The organism is Streptomyces sp. NPDC085900 (assembly GCF_044540925.1).
Taxonomy (GTDB): domain Bacteria; phylum Actinomycetota; class Actinomycetes; order Streptomycetales; family Streptomycetaceae; genus Streptomyces; species Streptomyces gilvifuscus.
Window position 1 is genome coordinate 795,654 of record NZ_JBITSP010000001.1, and the last position, 14,563, is coordinate 810,216.

The 14,563-nt window shown below is 71.6% G+C and carries 16 protein-coding genes; 7 read left to right on the forward strand and 9 right to left on the reverse strand.

The features are described from left to right. Positions 1–46: 46 nt before the first annotated feature. Together ACIGDI_RS03535 and ACIGDI_RS03540 are read right to left on the reverse strand one after the other, a co-directional pair. Complete coding sequence (locus tag ACIGDI_RS03535) at positions 47–574, reverse strand: GNAT family N-acetyltransferase (protein WP_399889867.1); 528 nt, start codon at positions 572–574, stop codon at positions 47–49. Between the two features lie 10 nt (positions 575–584). Next, entirely contained in the window at positions 585–1,211 is a 627-nt protein-coding gene (locus ACIGDI_RS03540) for a dihydrofolate reductase family protein (RefSeq protein ID WP_399889870.1), read from the reverse strand. 171 nt (positions 1,212–1,382) lie between these two features. Between ACIGDI_RS03540 and ACIGDI_RS03545 the strand changes: the two genes are divergently transcribed. Both ACIGDI_RS03545 and ACIGDI_RS03550 read left to right on the forward strand, forming a co-directional pair. Continuing rightward, positions 1,383–2,081: a hypothetical protein gene (locus ACIGDI_RS03545; protein ID WP_399889872.1), complete on the forward strand. Its 699-nt coding sequence runs from the start codon at positions 1,383–1,385 to the stop codon at positions 2,079–2,081. Positions 2,082–2,086: 5 nt separating this feature from the next. Continuing rightward, positions 2,087–2,908 carry a hypothetical protein gene (locus tag ACIGDI_RS03550; protein WP_399889875.1) on the forward strand — a complete coding sequence of 274 codons (822 nt, stop codon included), beginning with the start codon at positions 2,087–2,089 and terminating at the stop codon, positions 2,906–2,908. A 25-nt stretch (positions 2,909–2,933) separates the two neighbouring features. On the opposite strand, the gene ACIGDI_RS03555 is transcribed toward ACIGDI_RS03550, so the two are convergent. Next, a complete protein-coding gene (locus tag ACIGDI_RS03555; protein ID WP_399889878.1) occupies positions 2,934–3,362 on the reverse strand; it encodes a DUF1992 domain-containing protein in 429 nt (142 codons plus the stop codon). Positions 3,363–3,442: 80 nt separating this feature from the next. Here ACIGDI_RS03555 and ACIGDI_RS03560 point away from each other — a divergent pair, with 80 nt between their 5' ends. After that, a complete protein-coding gene (locus tag ACIGDI_RS03560; RefSeq protein ID WP_399889881.1) occupies positions 3,443–3,835 on the forward strand; it encodes a hypothetical protein in 393 nt (130 codons plus the stop codon). Positions 3,836–3,853: 18 nt separating this feature from the next. Here the strand turns inward: ACIGDI_RS03560 and ACIGDI_RS03565 are convergent, their stop codons facing one another. Next, positions 3,854–4,519 carry an O-methyltransferase gene (locus ACIGDI_RS03565; protein ID WP_399889884.1) on the reverse strand — a complete coding sequence of 222 codons (666 nt, stop codon included), beginning with the start codon at positions 4,517–4,519 and terminating at the stop codon, positions 3,854–3,856. A gap of 50 nt (positions 4,520–4,569) precedes the next feature. Further along, complete coding sequence (gene proP / locus ACIGDI_RS03570; protein WP_399889887.1) at positions 4,570–5,931, reverse strand: glycine betaine/L-proline transporter ProP; 1,362 nt, start codon at positions 5,929–5,931, stop codon at positions 4,570–4,572. 342 nt (positions 5,932–6,273) lie between these two features. Between proP and ACIGDI_RS03575 the strand changes: the two genes are divergently transcribed. Further along, positions 6,274–8,328, forward strand: a complete 2,055-nt coding sequence (locus ACIGDI_RS03575; protein ID WP_399889890.1) for a bifunctional glycosyltransferase 87/phosphatase PAP2 family protein — start codon at positions 6,274–6,276, stop codon at positions 8,326–8,328. Between the two features lie 84 nt (positions 8,329–8,412). On the opposite strand, the gene ACIGDI_RS03580 is transcribed toward ACIGDI_RS03575, so the two are convergent. Continuing rightward, positions 8,413–9,648, reverse strand: coding sequence for a cytochrome P450 (locus ACIGDI_RS03580; RefSeq protein ID WP_399889892.1), 1,236 nt, complete (start codon positions 9,646–9,648; stop codon positions 8,413–8,415). A gap of 233 nt (positions 9,649–9,881) precedes the next feature. Here ACIGDI_RS03580 and ACIGDI_RS03585 point away from each other — a divergent pair, with 233 nt between their 5' ends. Both ACIGDI_RS03585 and ACIGDI_RS03590 read left to right on the forward strand, forming a co-directional pair. After that, a complete protein-coding gene (locus ACIGDI_RS03585) occupies positions 9,882–11,051 on the forward strand; it encodes a steroid 3-ketoacyl-CoA thiolase (RefSeq protein ID WP_390626090.1) in 1,170 nt (389 codons plus the stop codon). A gap of 43 nt (positions 11,052–11,094) precedes the next feature. Continuing rightward, positions 11,095–11,334 carry a hypothetical protein gene (locus ACIGDI_RS03590; RefSeq protein ID WP_399889896.1) on the forward strand — a complete coding sequence of 80 codons (240 nt, stop codon included), beginning with the start codon at positions 11,095–11,097 and terminating at the stop codon, positions 11,332–11,334. A 19-nt stretch (positions 11,335–11,353) separates the two neighbouring features. Here the strand turns inward: ACIGDI_RS03590 and ACIGDI_RS03595 are convergent, their stop codons facing one another. Then, entirely contained in the window at positions 11,354–12,031 is a 678-nt protein-coding gene (locus ACIGDI_RS03595; RefSeq protein ID WP_399889899.1) for a YoaK family protein, read from the reverse strand. Positions 12,032–12,134: 103 nt separating this feature from the next. Here ACIGDI_RS03595 and ACIGDI_RS03600 point away from each other — a divergent pair, with 103 nt between their 5' ends. Beyond that, entirely contained in the window at positions 12,135–13,469 is a 1,335-nt protein-coding gene (locus tag ACIGDI_RS03600) for an alpha/beta hydrolase (RefSeq protein WP_399889902.1), read from the forward strand. On the opposite strand, the gene ACIGDI_RS03605 is transcribed toward ACIGDI_RS03600, so the two are convergent. Continuing rightward, complete coding sequence (locus ACIGDI_RS03605; protein ID WP_200698575.1) at positions 13,438–13,899, reverse strand: iron chaperone; 462 nt, start codon at positions 13,897–13,899, stop codon at positions 13,438–13,440. The two genes, ACIGDI_RS03600 and ACIGDI_RS03605, sit on opposite strands and share 32 nt — an antisense overlap. A 168-nt stretch (positions 13,900–14,067) precedes the next feature. Then, positions 14,068–14,487 carry a transglycosylase SLT domain-containing protein gene (locus ACIGDI_RS03610; protein WP_142151664.1) on the reverse strand — a complete coding sequence of 140 codons (420 nt, stop codon included), beginning with the start codon at positions 14,485–14,487 and terminating at the stop codon, positions 14,068–14,070. Positions 14,488–14,563 lie beyond the last annotated feature (76 nt).

Below are 14,563 nucleotides of genomic sequence, written 5' to 3' on the forward strand. Positions count from 1 at the left end.
CGGCTCGGCTCCGCCCGAGACACCGAGCCGACCCGGACGACAGGCCCTACGCCTCCGTCGCGGCCGGCGCGTCGGCGGGCTCTCGCCGCAGGTCCTTGCGGAACCAGTGCTCGGCGTACGGGTCCTCGTTGTGGCGTGCCGTCTCCTCGTAGCCGAGGCGGGCGTAGAGGGCGCGGGCCGCGACCAGGTCGGATCGAGTGTCCAGGATCAGGTGGCGGGCGCCCAGGGTGCGGGCGGCCTCCTCGGCGGCCCGGACGAGCAGGGCCGCGCCGCCCCTGCCCCGCATCTCCTCGTGCACGAACACCCGGGTCAGCTCCGCGGTCTCCGCGTCCAGCAGACGTACGCCGGCCGAGCCCGCCGGTTCCCCGTCCCAGCGGGCGACCAGCAGCTCGCCCTTGGGCGGGGCCAGTTCCGCGCCGGTCCGCGCGGCGATCTCGCGCTCCAGTTCCGCGGGGTCCGTGCGGCGGCCGTGGTGCAGGAGGTACCAGCGGTCGCTGACTTCCGTGTAGTAGGCCCGCCAGAGGGCTGCGGCCACGGGGGAGTCGTAGGGCTCCGGAGTGATGGTCCAGGTCATGGCCCCCATCTCAGGAGACGGTGCGGCGCGCCCGCAACCGGATATGCGTGACCTCCGGCGAGTCCAGCACCTGGGTCTTCTCCCACTCGATGTGCTGGTCGCCCAGGTTGTCGAAGAGGCGGCGGCCGCCGCAGGCCAGGACCGGGACGACGTGCAGGAGCAGTTCGTCCAGCAGGCCCGCCCGGATGAACTGCTGGACCAGATCCGCTCCGCCCGCCAGCGACACGTCCTTCTCGCCGGCCGCCCGCCGGGCCAGTTCCAGGGCGCGTTCGGGACCCTCGGTGACGAAGTGGAACGTGGTGCCGCCCTTCTTGGGAACCGACGGGCGCGCATGGTGGGTGACCACGTACACCGGCGCGTGGAACGGCGGCTCGTCGCCCCACGGGTCCTCGCCGGTGACGTACATGCCGTGACCCATGACCACCGCACCCGGCCGCCGGACGTGCTCGGCGATCAGGTCGTCGTCCGGCCCGGTCAGGCCACCCTCCATCCCCTGCATCCGGCGGAACGTCCGCAGGCCGAACACCCAGGAGTGCAGCCGCTCCCCGCCGATGCCCAGCGGGTGCTCCCGGCCCGACTCGGGGCCCGCGATGTATCCGTCCAGGGACATGGCCAGCCGTGCGATGACCTCACCCATGACGATCTCCTTCGGTACGGGCACCCTTCGCGGTGCCTTTGTTCATGCGTCGATCGGGGGCGCGGGGGATCGACACGTCGGGCGAGGGATTTTGATACCCGTTTACGCGGGGTGTTCCGGGTCACCCGTTCGGTGAACCGGCCCGTCGGGCCGAAACATCGGAAGGCACCCATGTCCACAGGCATGATCATTGCTTTGATCGTGATCGTGGCGGCCGTGGTCGTTGTCGCGGCCGTCCTGACCCGGCGCGCGAAGGGCCCGCACGGTGGCCGGGACCTGAAGCGGCGCTTCGGGCCCGAATACGACCGGACGGTTGCCCGGCACGACGGAGACGCCAAGGCAGCCGAGCGCGAACTCACCGAGCGCGTGGAGCGGCACGGCTCGCTGCGTGAGCGGCCGCTCGACGCGGGCCGCCGGGAACAGTACGAGGCCCGCTGGACGGCCGCGCAGGAGCGGTTCGTCGACGCACCCCGGGAGGCGGTCGCGGAGGCGGACCGGCTGCTGGCAGAGCTTGCCGCCGAGCGCGGCTTCCCGGACGGGAACCAGTACGAGGAGCAGCTCGCCGCGCTCTCCGTCCACCACGCCCATCACGTCCACGGCTACCGGAACGTCCACCGGGTCGCCCGCGTAGGCGCGGGCGGGCAGGACGGCGACCGGTCCGACACGGAGGAGATGCGGGAGGCCATGGTCGAGGCCCGCGCGCTCTTCGAGGACCTGATGTCCTCCACCCGCCGCCGCGGCGCGAACGCCGAGAGGGCCGAGCGGGGCGAGGAGGTCGCCGCCGACGGCGACACGCGCGGCAACGGACACCACGAGAGCCGCGGCCATATGCCGTGGGCCATGAATCGACGTCACGCGAAGGGTAGTTGAGCGACATGACGGACGCTGTGACCGGCCCGGGCGCCGGAGCCAGGGGTTCTGAGGGCGATGACAGGACCAACCGCCGCACGGTGACCCCGACGCCCGAAGAGACCGAGCGGGAGGGCGGCCGGACGACGCCGACGCCCGGAGACACCGAGCGACTGGGCGGCCGGACGACATCGACGCCCGAGGACATCGGGCGAGGCGACGAGGACGGGGAGCGGCGGGTCGTGGCGCCCACGCCGCCGGAGGCGACCGACGCCGAGGCGGGCAGCGCTCACGGCGACACGGGCGCCGGTGCGCGCACCCGTACGCCCGCCTCCGGAACCGGCCGTTCCACCGCGGGCACGACACCCGGAACGGACAGCTTCGGCACGGACACCGGTGTCGGCGGGTCCGGTACGCATACCGGTTCTGGTACGGGTACCGGTGGCGCGTACACGGGTATCGGCGGTTCCGGCTCGCATGCCGGTGCCACGGACACCGGTATCGGCGGCCACGGCTCCCGCGTCGGCGGTACGGACGCCGGAGGCGCCGCCACCGGGGCCCGGCTGCTTCCGCACGACGAGTGCGACAAGCTGGAGGCGCAGCTGCGGCACGCCGTCGCGGGGTTCGTCGACGGGCCCCGGGACGCCGTGCAGGAGGCCGACCGGGTGCTGGAGGAGATCGCCGGGCGGTTCGCCGAGGCGGTGACCCGGCGCCGCCGGACCCTGCGCATGTCCTGGCAGGACGGCAAGTCGGGCGGCGCGGACGAGGCCGCGCGCACGGACACCGAACAGCTCAGGCTGGCCCTGAGGGACTATCGCGAGCTGGCCGAACGCCTGCTCCACGGCTGACCCGACAGCCACCGGCCGAGGGGACCTAAGCGGTCTCCTCGGCCTTTCCTGCCGCCGTGCGGCGCTCCCGCCACTGCCGTACGACCTCTTCGACGTCGTACGGCTTCATCCCGAGCGGGGGCCCCGGCGGCGGCTTGAACATCATGTCGCGGATCTTGACGTTGACGTCCGTGATCAGTTTGCGCGCGATGCGCTCCGAAGGGGCCGCGTAGGCCGCCGCGAGCGTGTCCTCGGCCTCCTTGCGCAGGGCCAGGGTCGGAGGCAGCACCGACAGGCCCTCGCGGGCCATCTTCTGCCTGATCCACCACAGTTCGTCGTACGTGGTGTCGGTGCCGGGCGGCAACGGCTTGCCCGCGCCCGGGAGTCGGGTGAACTCACCGCGTCTCTCGGCGTCACGGATCTGTTTGTCCACCCAGGACTCGAACGGGACGCCGGGTGGCTTTCGCTCGGTCATGACTTCATTGTGCCGGACGCCGTAGACCCGGGCGATTTATCATGCGGCCGCTGCGTAAGGACACTTCAAGAGGAGCGCACGTGCTCGAACTGACCATGGCCACCGTCGCCGCGGCGGAAGAGGGGGCCACGGCCGGCATGCAGATGGCCGACGCGCCCAGCGAGCCCGGCGCCGTGCTGCGGGTGGGCCGGGACAGGGCGTTGTGCCGACTGGTGACGCCCGACGACTGGCTGTTCGTGTCCCGGGTGCACCTGGAGTTCCAGTGCGGCCCGGAGGGGACCTGGCAGGTCACCTGGCTGCGCGGCTCGCAGGCCGATCCCTCCTCCGAGGTCCGGCTGGTGGTCGGCGAGTACGCCCAGGCCCTCGCCTACGGCGGCACGGTGATGCTGCCCAGAGGCGGCAACGGCGAGATCGTCGTCCGCGACCGCACCGCCCCCAGGAGTGTCAACGTCGGCTTCTACCACGAGTTCTAGCCGGGGTGGGCCCGGCGGCTACAGCACTCGGGCCAGGGCGAAGCCGTCGTGGCCCTTGCCGCTGACCGTCTGGATCGCCGTGCCGCTCAGCCTCGGGTGGCTGCCGATCAGTTCGATGGCGGCACGGGTGCCCCGGATCTCCGGGTCGGTGTCGTCCGCGTCGGTGACCCGGCCGCGCCGTACGACGTTGTCGACGACGATCAGGCTGCCGGCGCGGGTCAGGCGCATGGCCCACTCCACGTAGTGCGGGTTGTTGACCCGGTCGGCGTCGATGAAGACCAGGTCGAAGGGGGCCGGGTTCTCGTCGGCCAGCTTGGGCAGCGACTCCAGGGCCGGGCCGACCCGCACCTCGACCAGCCGGTCCAGGCCGGCCCGGGCGATGTTGCGGACGGCGATCTCGGCGTTCCTGGCGCTGTACTCCAGGGAGACCAGGCGGCCGTCCTCCGGGAGGGCGCGGGCCAGCCAGATGGTGCTGTAGCCGCCCAGGGTGCCGATCTCCAGGATGGTGCGGGCACCCTGGATCTCGGCGATGAGCCGCAGGAACTTGCCCTGGGGCGCGGTGACGGCGATGTGCGGGAGCCCGGCCGCCTCACTGTCACGCAGGGCCGCCCGGAGGGCCTCGTCGTCCCGCGCGAGGTGGGTGGTGAAGTAGTCGTCCACGTCGTGCCACAGCGACTCGCTCATTCACCTGTGCCTTTCGTGCGGCCGGACCGGAACGGCGGTGTGCTCGGTGTCTACTCTTCCACCGCCGGTGCCGAACCCGGCAGCGGTTTGCCCGCCGACTCGCTCATGAACCACACCGCGACGCCGCCGATCACGGCCGCCGCCATCATGTAGTACGCGGGCATCATCATGTTCCCGGTCGCGCCGATGAGGGCCGTGACGACCAGCGGGGTCGTGCCGCCGAACAAGGACACCGACACGTTGAAGCCGATCGACAGGGAGCCGTAGCGGACCCGGGTCGGGAACAGGGCGGGCAGGGCGGACGGCATCGCGGCCGTGAAGCAGACCAGCAGCAGGCCGAGCGCGGCCATGCCGAGGCCGACGGCGGCCAGGCTGCCCTGGCGGATCAGGAGGATCGAGGGGACGGACAGGAACAGGAAGCCCGCGCAGCCCGCGGCGATCACCGGACGGCGGCCGATCCGGTCGGTCAGGGCGCCCGCGAAGGGCTGGACGACCATCATCAGCGCCATGACGCCGAGGACGACCAGCAGACCGTGCGTCTCGTCGTAGTGGAGCTCACTGGTGAGGTAGCTCGGCATGTACGACAGCAGCATGTAGTCGGTGACGTTGAAGACCAGGACCAGACCCACGCACAGCAGCAGGGCCTTCCACTGACCCGTGATCATCTCGCGCAGCGGGACCTTCGGACGGGTGGACTCGCTCTTGGCGACCTCCGCGGCGAAGGCCGGGGTCTCCTCCAGGCGCATCCGCAGGTACAGGCCGATGACGCCCATCGGGCCCGCGATCAGGAACGGAATGCGCCAGCCCCAGCTCAGCAGGTCGTCGGAGGACAGCAGGGCGGTCATCAGGGTGACCAGGCCGGCGCCGCCGATGTAGCCGGCGAGCGTGCCGAACTCCAGCCAGCTGCCGAGGAAGCCGCGCCGCTTGTCGGGGGCGTACTCGGCGATGAAGGTCGACGCGCCCGCGTACTCGCCGCCGGTGGAGAAGCCCTGCACCAGTCGGGCCAGGAGCAGCAGCAGCGGAGCGCCGACGCCGATCGTGGCGTAGGACGGGATCAGGCCGATGGCGAAGGTGCCCGCCGCCATCATGATCATGGTGAGGGCGAGGACCTTCTGCCGTCCGACGCGGTCGCCGAGCGGGCCGAAGACCATGCCGCCGAGCGGGCGGACCAGGAAGGCCGCCGCGAAGGCGCCGAAGGTGGACAGCAGCTGGGCGGTGGGGTTGCCGGACGGGAAGAAGACCTTGCCCAGCGTCACCGCGATGTAGCTGTAGACACCGAAGTCGAACCACTCCATCGCGTTGCCCAGCGCGGCGGCCTGCACGGCACGCCGGACGAGGGCGGGATCGGTGGCGGTGGCATCGGAGGTGCGGGAGGTGCGTACCGGGGGAGCTGGGACTGCGGCGGTCGCCAAGACTTCGCTCGCCTACCTTTCGACGGGGACAGGGACGCGGCCCGCCCGGCGACGGTGACGGGGGCCGAAAATCGACCATAGGGGCACTTGTCGCCCTTACGTGTCGCACACAAGTCGTTGCACAATGCAGGTAAATGCGGTGTGTCCAGGCCCGTATGCCCGCCCGAAAGCACTGCCGGCGGAGATCGGCTGTGATCCATCTCGCGTCCCACCGAGGCAACCGACCCCCCGGCGCACTATCGTCATGCAGACAAAAGGAGAACGGACGTCAGGTGAAGCCGGGGTAGCCTGCGTCTCTCTGTGGGGGCTCACAGGAACATCGGGGCGGGAGGCCGACGAGGCGTGGCGAACGTGGAGCACAGCGGGCGACCGGCGGGAGCCTATGGGGCGACGGCCGGCGGAGGCCGGCTGCGGGCTGCGCGCCTGGCCCTGTGGCTGGTCGCGGCCGTCCTCGCCGTCCGGCAGGTGGCCGTCGTCCTCAGTACACCCCGGGGTGAGCGGCTGACGGACCTGGAGACCTGGGTGGGTCCCAACGGCGTCCTGCATGTGAAGGGCTCGTTGTACGACTCGACCCGGTTCACCGGCACGCCCTTCGGCGGGCTCGTCCTCAAACCGCTCACCCGCGCGGCCGAGCAGGCCCTCGGCTGGGGCTGGACCTTCGGCACCCTGCTGCTGGTCGTCGCGCTCGGCCTGGTCGTCGCGCGCGCCCTGCCGCAGCCGGTGAGCCGGCGCACCTCGCTGCTCGCCGCGCCGGTCGCGATCAGTCTGCTGATGCTGTCCCTGCCGGTGCGCAACGCGCTCTGGCTCGGCCAGATCAGCATCCTGCCGGTGCTGCTCGTGCTGGTCGGCTGCTTCATCGTCCGCGGGGAGCGCACCAGCGGCGTGCTGATCGGGATCGCCGCCGCCTTCCAGCCGACCGTGCTGCTCTTCGCGCCGCTGCTGTGGTTCACCGGCCGGCGCCGGGCCGCCGTCTCCACCGGTGCCACGTTCGTCGCGCTGACCGCGCTCGCCTGGGCGGCGATGCCGCACGACTCGTACACCTACTGGGTCCACCACATGGCGGGCACCGGGCTCGGCGGCAAGGCCGACGACCTGGCCAACCAGTCCCTGCACGGCGCCCTGCTGCGCCTGGGGCTGACCGGGCCGCTGGAGATCGGCCTGTTCTTCGCGCTCGGCACGGCCGTCGCCATGGTCGGCGTCCGGCGGGCCGTCCACAACGCCCGCGACGGACAGCTCCTCCTCGCCGTCGCCATCACCGGCTGCGCGGCGATCGCCGTGTCCCCGACCACCTGGCAGCACCAGCTGCTGTGGGTGCTGCTCGGGGTCGTCGGACGGGTCGGCAAGCGCGCCTCCGATCGGTACGTGTGGCCGGTCGCCGTCGTCCTGGTGATGACGCTGCCGGCGAAGATGATGCTGCCGAACATGGCCGCGATGGACCCCCTGCGTGACAACGTCGTCCTGCTCGCCGCGCTGGCCGCGGCCACGGTCGTGCCGTTCCTGCCCCGCACCTCGCCGTACTACCAGGCGCCGGTCCCGACCGAGTACGCCGAGCCGGTCCCGGCGCGGCTGCGGCACGTGCCGCTGGTGCCCCAGCTGCGCCGCGTCCTCAGCCGCCCCAACCTGCTGCTGGAGCTGCTGCTGATCCGCGTCACGTACGCGGCGTACCAGAAGGTCAGGCTCGCGGCGACGGGCGGTTCGAACGAGGCGGGGCGGGCCCGGGCCGAGCACCACGGCCACCAGATCCTCGACCTCGAGCGGTTCCTGCACATCGACATCGAGTACGCCGTCAACCACGCGGTCGTGAAGATCGACTGGCTGCGGGGCTTCTACGACTTCTACTACGAGTCGTTCCACTTCGTCGTGCCGCTGACCGTGCTCGCCGTGCTGTACTGGCGCCGCCCGGTCGACTACCGCTGGGCGCGCTCGGCGCTCGGCTTCGCCACACTGCTGGCCCTGGTCGGCTTCTGGCTCTACCCGCTGGCCCCGCCGCGCCTGCTGCCCGGCCTGGGCGTCATCGACACCGTGCACGGCGTCCAGGACTTCTCCAAGCCGGACTACGGCACCCTGACCGCGCTGACGAACCAGTACGCGGCGATGCCCTCGCTGCACTTCGGCTGGTCGCTGTGGTGCGGGGTGGTGATCGCGGTGATCGCGCCCAAGTGGTGGATGAAGGCTCTGGGCCTGCTGCACCCGTTCTTCACGGTCTCGGCGATCGTGGCCACCGGCAACCACTGGGTGCTGGACGCGGTGGGCGGCGCGGCGGTCGTGGGCGTGGGCTTCGGACTGGCGTACCTGCTCCAGGGACCGCGGGCGCGCACGGCCGTGGCGGTCGGCGCCGGCGATCCACCCCAGGAGGCCGTCGCCGCCGGCCTCGGGGGAGGCAGAAGCGGGGCGTAGGGGGGATGCTCCTGCCTCCCTCGAGATCGGCGGGACGGGCCGGCGGCTCCGGGAGGCCGCCGGCCCGAGCAACCGAGACGCCGGTCAGCCGGTCTCGACCATCAGGTGCTTGACGCCGTTGATCCACGCGGAGCGCAGGCGGTCGGGGTCGCCGGCCAGGGTGAGGCCGGGCAGGGCGTCGGCGATGGCGTTGAAGATGAGGTCGATCTCCAGGACCGCGAGGGACTTGCCCAGGCAGTAGTGGGGACCGCCGCCGCCGAAGCCGAGGTGGGGGTTGGGGTCGCGCATGATGTCGAAGGCGTCGGGGTCGGTGAAGACCTCCGGGTCGTGGTTGGCGGCGGCGTAGAAGATGCCGACCCGGTCGCCCTTCCTGATCCGGCTGCCGCCGAGTTCGAGGTCCTGGGTGGCGGTGCGCTGGAAGGCGTTGACCGGGGTCGCCCAGCGGACGATCTCCTCGGCCGCCGTCTCCGGCCGCGTCCGCTTGTACAGCTCCCACTGGTCGGGGTGGGTGAGGAACGCGTGCATGCCGTGGGTGATGGCGTTGCGGGTGGTCTCGTTGCCGGCCACGGCCAGCATCAGCACGAAGAACCCGAACTCGTCGGAGTTGAGGTTGCCCTCGTCCTCGGCGGCGACCAGCGTGGTGACGATGTCCTTGGCCGGGCACCCCTTGCGGTCCGCGGCCATATTCATGGCGTAGGCGATGAGTTCGGTCGCCGACTCGGCGCCGACCTCCTCGGTGATGGCGTACTCGGGATCGTCGTAGGCGATCATCTTGTTGGACCAGTCGAAGATCTTGGCCCGGTCGTCCTGCGGGATGCCGATGAGCTCCGCGATGGCCTGCAACGGCAGTTCGCAGGCGACCTCGGTGACGAAGTCGAAGGGGCCGGAGCGGCCGCGGGCGGAGCGGGCGATGTTGTGGGCGCGTTCGCGCAGCCGGTCCTCCAGCGCCCGGATCGCGCGCGGGGTGAAGATGCGCTGCACGATCTGGCGGACGCGCGTGTGCTCGGGCGGATCCATGTTCAGCAGGATCAGCCGCTGGGCGTCGATCGCGTCGCGCTCGATGTGCTCGTTGAAGCGGATGATCGCCGTGTTGAGGTACGAGGAGAACAACTCGGGGTGCGTGGAGACGTACTTGACGTCAGCGTGCCGGGTCACGGCCCAGTAGCCCTCGTCCCGGAAGCCGGCGATGTTGTCCGCCTGGGGAACCCAGCGCACGGGTTCGGCCCGGCGCAGCTCGGCGAACTCCGGCAGGGGCACACGGGCTTGCAGCAGGTCGGGGTCGGTGAAGTCGAACCCGTCGGGCAGAGCTGGACAGGGCATGGGCGACTCACTCCAGCCGGTGTTCTGACGGTCCATCAGGTTTGCCGTGAAGGTAGTAACGGGTTCTACAAGGTGCAAGGGGTACGGCAGGCCCAATTGCTTGCACGCCCCTTGCGGTTGTGCGCGCCCTGTCAGCAGACTGCTGGCAGAACTAGAACACGTACTAGTTCAGCGTGGCGGGGCCGGCCGGGACGCCCCCGCGCCGCGCGGGTACCGGAGGAGAGGATCCCCCCATGGCCGCGGAACCCGTGATCGTCGAAGCCGTACGCACCCCCATCGGCAGGCGCGGCGGAGCGCTCGCCAACCTGCACCCCGCCTACCTCCTGGGCGAGACCTACCGTGAACTCCTCGGCCGCACCGGCATCCCCGCCGACGCGGTCGAACAGGTCGTGGGCGGCACCGTCACCCACGCCGGCGAACAGTCCATGAACCCCGCCCGCACGGCCTGGCTGGCCATGGGACTGCCGTACGAGACGGCGGCGACGACGGTCGACTGCCAGTGCGGCTCCTCGCAGCAGGCCTCGCACATGACCGCCAACATGATCGCGGCGGGCGTCATCGACGTGGGCATCAGCTGCGGTGTCGAGGCGATGTCCCGTGTCCCGCTGGGATCGGGGTCCAAGCACGGGCCCGGGAAGCCGTTCCCGGACGAGTGGAACGTGGACCTGCCCAACCAGTTCGAGGCGGCGGAGCGGATCGCCCGCCATCGGGGGCTGACCCGCGAGAACGTCGACTCGCTGGGGCTGATCTCGCAGGAGCGGGCGGCCGTGGCGTGGTCGGAGGAGCGCTTCAAGCGGGAGACCTTCGCCGTCCAGGTCCCGACCACCGAGGACGAACAGCGCGCCGGACAGGGCATGTGGCGGCTCGTCGACCGCGACGAGGGCCTGCGCGACACGTCCATGGAGGCGCTGGCCGGCCTGAAGCCGGTCATGCCGACGGCCGTCCACACGGCCGGCAACTCCTCACAGATCAGCGACGGCGCGTCGGCCATCATGTGGGCGTCGAAGCGGATGGCGCGGGCGCTGAAGCTGCGGCCGAGGGCGCGGATCGTGGCCCAGGCGCTGGTCGGGGCCGACCCGCACTTCCACCTCGACGGTCCCATCGACGCGACGCGCGCGGTGCTGGGCAAGGCCGGCATGTCGCTGAAGGACATCGACCTCGTCGAGATCAACGAGGCCTTCGCATCAGTGGTGTTGAGCTGGGCGCAGGTCTTCGAGCAGGACCTGGAGAAGGTGAACGTCAACGGCGGCGCGATCGCGCTCGGGCACCCCGTGGGCGCCACCGGGGCCCGGCTCATCACCACGGCACTTCACGAACTGGAGCGCACCGACAAGGAGTTCGCGCTCATCACCATGTGCGCGGGCGGCGGGCTGGCCACCGGGACGATCATCCAGAGGCTGTAGAAAGCCTGTGGACAGGTGAGGCCCGGGCTGGTCGACTTGCCCGATGCTGATCAACCTGATCCTCCGCGTCCTGCCCTTCTACATCCGCGAGCCCCTGGTCATCGCGATCTGCGCGTTCTTCGCCGGCCTGGCCTTCTACTGGTTCTTCACCGTAGGAGGCCTGGCCCGGGGCGGCATAGGGCTGATGTTCCTGGCGGTCGGAACCCTGCGCTTCTTCTTCGCCAGGAAGGAGTGGAGATCCCGTCGGGCGGCGGAGGCGGGGGGTGTCGGTCCCCAGGTGTGACTGGAGCGGGCGAACGGTCCTACTCCCGCCCCGAAGCCACCGCCGCCAGCACGCCCGCCGCGGTCGCCGCCACCAGCAGCGGGATGCCCAGCCCGTGGTGGATGACCAGCCACGCGCCCAGGCAGGCGCCCGCCGCCATCGCGATCACCGAGGCCGTACGGCGGGGGGAGTGGGTGCCCTGGCCGCCGCCGGCGCGGGAGTCGGCGGCCAGGCCCGTCAGGGTCATGGTGAGGACCGTGGTCGTCAGGTCGGCGATGCCGAGCCGGCGGACCGTGGCGTTGCGCAGGCCCATCGCGAAGGCCGTGAGGGCGATCAGGGCGTAGACCGTGGCCGTCGCCTGCGGGGCGAGGAAGGCCGTCAGCGCGGACACGCCCACCAGGGCCGCCTCCGCCGCCAGGATCAGCCGCGCCCAGGTGCGGCGTGAGCCCTCCGCCCGCCGTCGCGCGACCCGGCCTCCCGCCACCGCGCCCGCGAGGAAGCAGACCAGGGAGGTGGCCGTGTGCGGGATGGAGAAGCCGGGGGCGCCGGCCGCGGCGAAGCCCAGCACGACCACGTTGCCGGTCATGTTCGCGGTGAAGACGTGCCCGAGGCCCAGATAACTCACCGCGTCGATCAGTCCGCTGACCACCGTCAGCCCCAACAGGACGGGCACCAGCCGCAGTCCGCGGGTCTCGTGTCCGTCGTCGCTCTCACTCACTGGGTCTCCGGTCGTCCGGACGGGCAGGGTGCACCCAAGTCCACCATGCGGGCGGGGGACTCTCGGATGTCGGCGCGACCCGCGCGTCCGTAACGTTCGCGGCATGAGTGATGAGACGCGCAAATCACCAGGAAAACGCACCGGTTGGCGCACCCGACGCGGGCTCGCCGCGACAGCCGCCCTCCTCCTCGCCGGCCTCGCGGCCGCACCCGTCGCGGCGGCGGACGGGGGGTGGGCCGGGCAGGGGGACCGGATCGGGCAGGCCGAGTGGCCCGGGCTCGGGGAGCCGTCCGTGCGTGGTGGGCCGTCCGCGCGTGGTGGGCTTCTCTCCGTCACCCCCGTCGCCCACCACGACGCCGGGCAGGTCAGGCGGTTCCTCGACGAGCGGGGCATCGCCGCCGACCCCGTGCGGTACGGCGTACGGGCGTACCGGCTGACGTACCGGACCGTGGACCCGTACGGGAAGCCCACCACCGCGACCGGGCTGCTCACGCTGCCCACCGGCGGAGCCCGTCGCCTCGACCTCGTCTCCGACACCCACGGCACCATGGTCAAGCGCAGCTACGCGCCCTCCGCGAGCGAGGACTTCGGCCGGGTGCCGTCGTATCTGAACGCGGGCGCGGGGCGCGCGGTCGCCGCCCCCGACTATCTGGGGCTGGGGGAGGGGCCGGGGCCGCACCCCTACATGGACACCCGCTCCTCCGTCACCGCGTCCGTCGACATGCTGCGGGCCGCCCGGACGGCGGCCGGCCGGCTCGGGCGGCCGCTGACGGGTGCGGTGTACGCCACCGGGTTCTCACAGGGCGGTCAGGTCGCCATGGCGCTCGGAAAGGCGCTGCAGGCGGGGGCGGACGAGCACTTCCGGCTGAAGGCTCTCGCACCGATCAGCGGCCCCTACGACCTGGAGGGGCAGGAGATGCCGGCCCTGTACGACGGGCGGGTCAACGACACCAGCGGCGTTCTCTACATCTCCTACTGGCTGACGGCCCAGAACCGGCTGCACCCCCTCTACAAGGACCCGGCCCAGGTCTTCCGCGCGCCGTACGCGGGCCGCGTCGCCGACCTCTTCGACGGAACGCACGAGGAGGACGACGTGGTCCGCCGGCTGGCGCCCTCGGTGAAGCAGCTGCTCACGCCCGCCTTCTACGAGCGGATGCGGCACCCGACCGGCCCGCTCCTGGCCGCGATGCGCGCCGCCGACCACACCTGCGACTGGAAGCCGGACGTGCCGGTGCGGCTGTACGCGGGGGCGGCCGACACCGACGTGCCGATCGGCAACGCGGACAGCTGCGCCGCGCAGCTGGCCGGGCACGGCAGGCCGGTGCCGGTGCTGGACCAGGGGGACGTGGACCACTTCGGATCGTTCGCCGTGTCGGCCCCGCAGGTGACGCGTTGGTTCGACGCGCTCAGCTCGCCGCCCGGCGCACGAGGTCGGTGATCCGGGCCTCGGTCTCGGAGGTGAGGGCGGTCACGGCGAAGGCGGTCGGCCACATGTCGCCGTCGTCGAGGTTGGCCGGGTCGTTGAAGCCGAGGGTGGAGTAGCGGGCCTTGAACTTGCCGGACGGCTGGAAGAAGCAGACGATCTTGCCGTTCCTGGCGTAGGCGGGCATCCCGTACCAGGTCTTCGGCTGGAGCTCGGGCGCGGCGGCCTTGACCAGGGCATGGATGCCCTCGGCGAGGAGGCGGTCCTCCTCCGGCATCTCGGCGATCTTCGCCAGTACCTCGGCCTCCGGGTCCGCCTTCGCCTTCGAGGCGCGCGAGCCGCCGCGTGCGGTCGACTTCAGCTCCTTGGCGCGCTCCTTCATCGCGTCGCGCTCCTCGGCGGTGAAGCCGTCGTACTTCTCGTCGGTCTTCGCCTTCGTGGCCATGGCAGATCTCCTCCGTCGTGGGGCCGTCTCGCTGCCATCTCATGCTAGGAAGCGGCGCCGACGAGGGCTTCTCGAAAACTGACCGATGGGTCCGGGTACGGCGGAGGGGCGCCTCCCGTGCCCATCGGCACGGGAGGCGCCCCTCACCTGTGATGCTGCTGCGGCGGCTCAGTACCAGCCGTTGGCCTGCCAGAAGGCCCAGGCGCCGGTCGGGCTGCCGTAGCGGGACTTCATGTAGTCCAGACCCCACTTGATCTGGGTCTTGGCGTTGGTCTTCCAGTCCGAGCCGGCGGAGGCCATCTTCGAGCCCGGCAGCGCCTGGACCAGGCCGTAGGCGCCGGAGGAGGAGTTGGTCGCGGTGACGTTCCAGCCACTCTCGTGCTCGACGATCTTGCTGAAGGCGGCGTACTGGGCCGCGTTCGGGATCATCTGGTGCGCGATCGCCCTCGCCTCGGTGGCCGAGTTGGCGGTCGCCGCGTGCGCGGGGGCCGCGGTCAGCACCATGCCGGTGGTGGCGGCGGCCACGGCGACGCCGGCGAGAGCCTTCTTCGGGGACGAGATGCGACGGGCGATGCGGGAGACGAGCACGGGAAACCTTTTCTTCGGGGACAGGGATGTCGGACACGGACCGGGCCGGGTGACCCGGGTCGTGCATCGGCGCCGA

Excerpts from the sequence above, each read along its gene's own strand:
- ACIGDI_RS03535 (WP_399889867.1), bottom strand. The coding sequence starts at position 574 with ATGACCTGGACCATCACTCCGGAGCCCTACGACTCCCCCGTGGCCGCA.
- ACIGDI_RS03540 (WP_399889870.1), bottom strand. The coding sequence starts at position 1,211 with ATGGGTGAGGTCATCGCACGGCTGGCCATGTCCCTGGACGGATACATC.
- ACIGDI_RS03545 (WP_399889872.1), top strand. The coding sequence starts at position 1,383 with ATGTCCACAGGCATGATCATTGCTTTGATCGTGATCGTGGCGGCCGTG.
- ACIGDI_RS03550 (WP_399889875.1), top strand. The coding sequence starts at position 2,087 with ATGACGGACGCTGTGACCGGCCCGGGCGCCGGAGCCAGGGGTTCTGAG.
- ACIGDI_RS03555 (WP_399889878.1), bottom strand. The coding sequence starts at position 3,362 with ATGACCGAGCGAAAGCCACCCGGCGTCCCGTTCGAGTCCTGGGTGGAC.
- ACIGDI_RS03565 (WP_399889884.1), bottom strand. The coding sequence starts at position 4,519 with ATGAGCGAGTCGCTGTGGCACGACGTGGACGACTACTTCACCACCCAC.
- ACIGDI_RS03580 (WP_399889892.1), bottom strand. The coding sequence starts at position 9,648 with ATGCCCTGTCCAGCTCTGCCCGACGGGTTCGACTTCACCGACCCCGAC.
- ACIGDI_RS03585 (WP_390626090.1), top strand. The coding sequence starts at position 9,882 with ATGGCCGCGGAACCCGTGATCGTCGAAGCCGTACGCACCCCCATCGGC.
- ACIGDI_RS03590 (WP_399889896.1), top strand. The coding sequence starts at position 11,095 with ATGCTGATCAACCTGATCCTCCGCGTCCTGCCCTTCTACATCCGCGAG.
- ACIGDI_RS03600 (WP_399889902.1), top strand. The coding sequence starts at position 12,135 with ATGAGTGATGAGACGCGCAAATCACCAGGAAAACGCACCGGTTGGCGC.
- ACIGDI_RS03605 (WP_200698575.1), bottom strand. The coding sequence starts at position 13,899 with ATGGCCACGAAGGCGAAGACCGACGAGAAGTACGACGGCTTCACCGCC.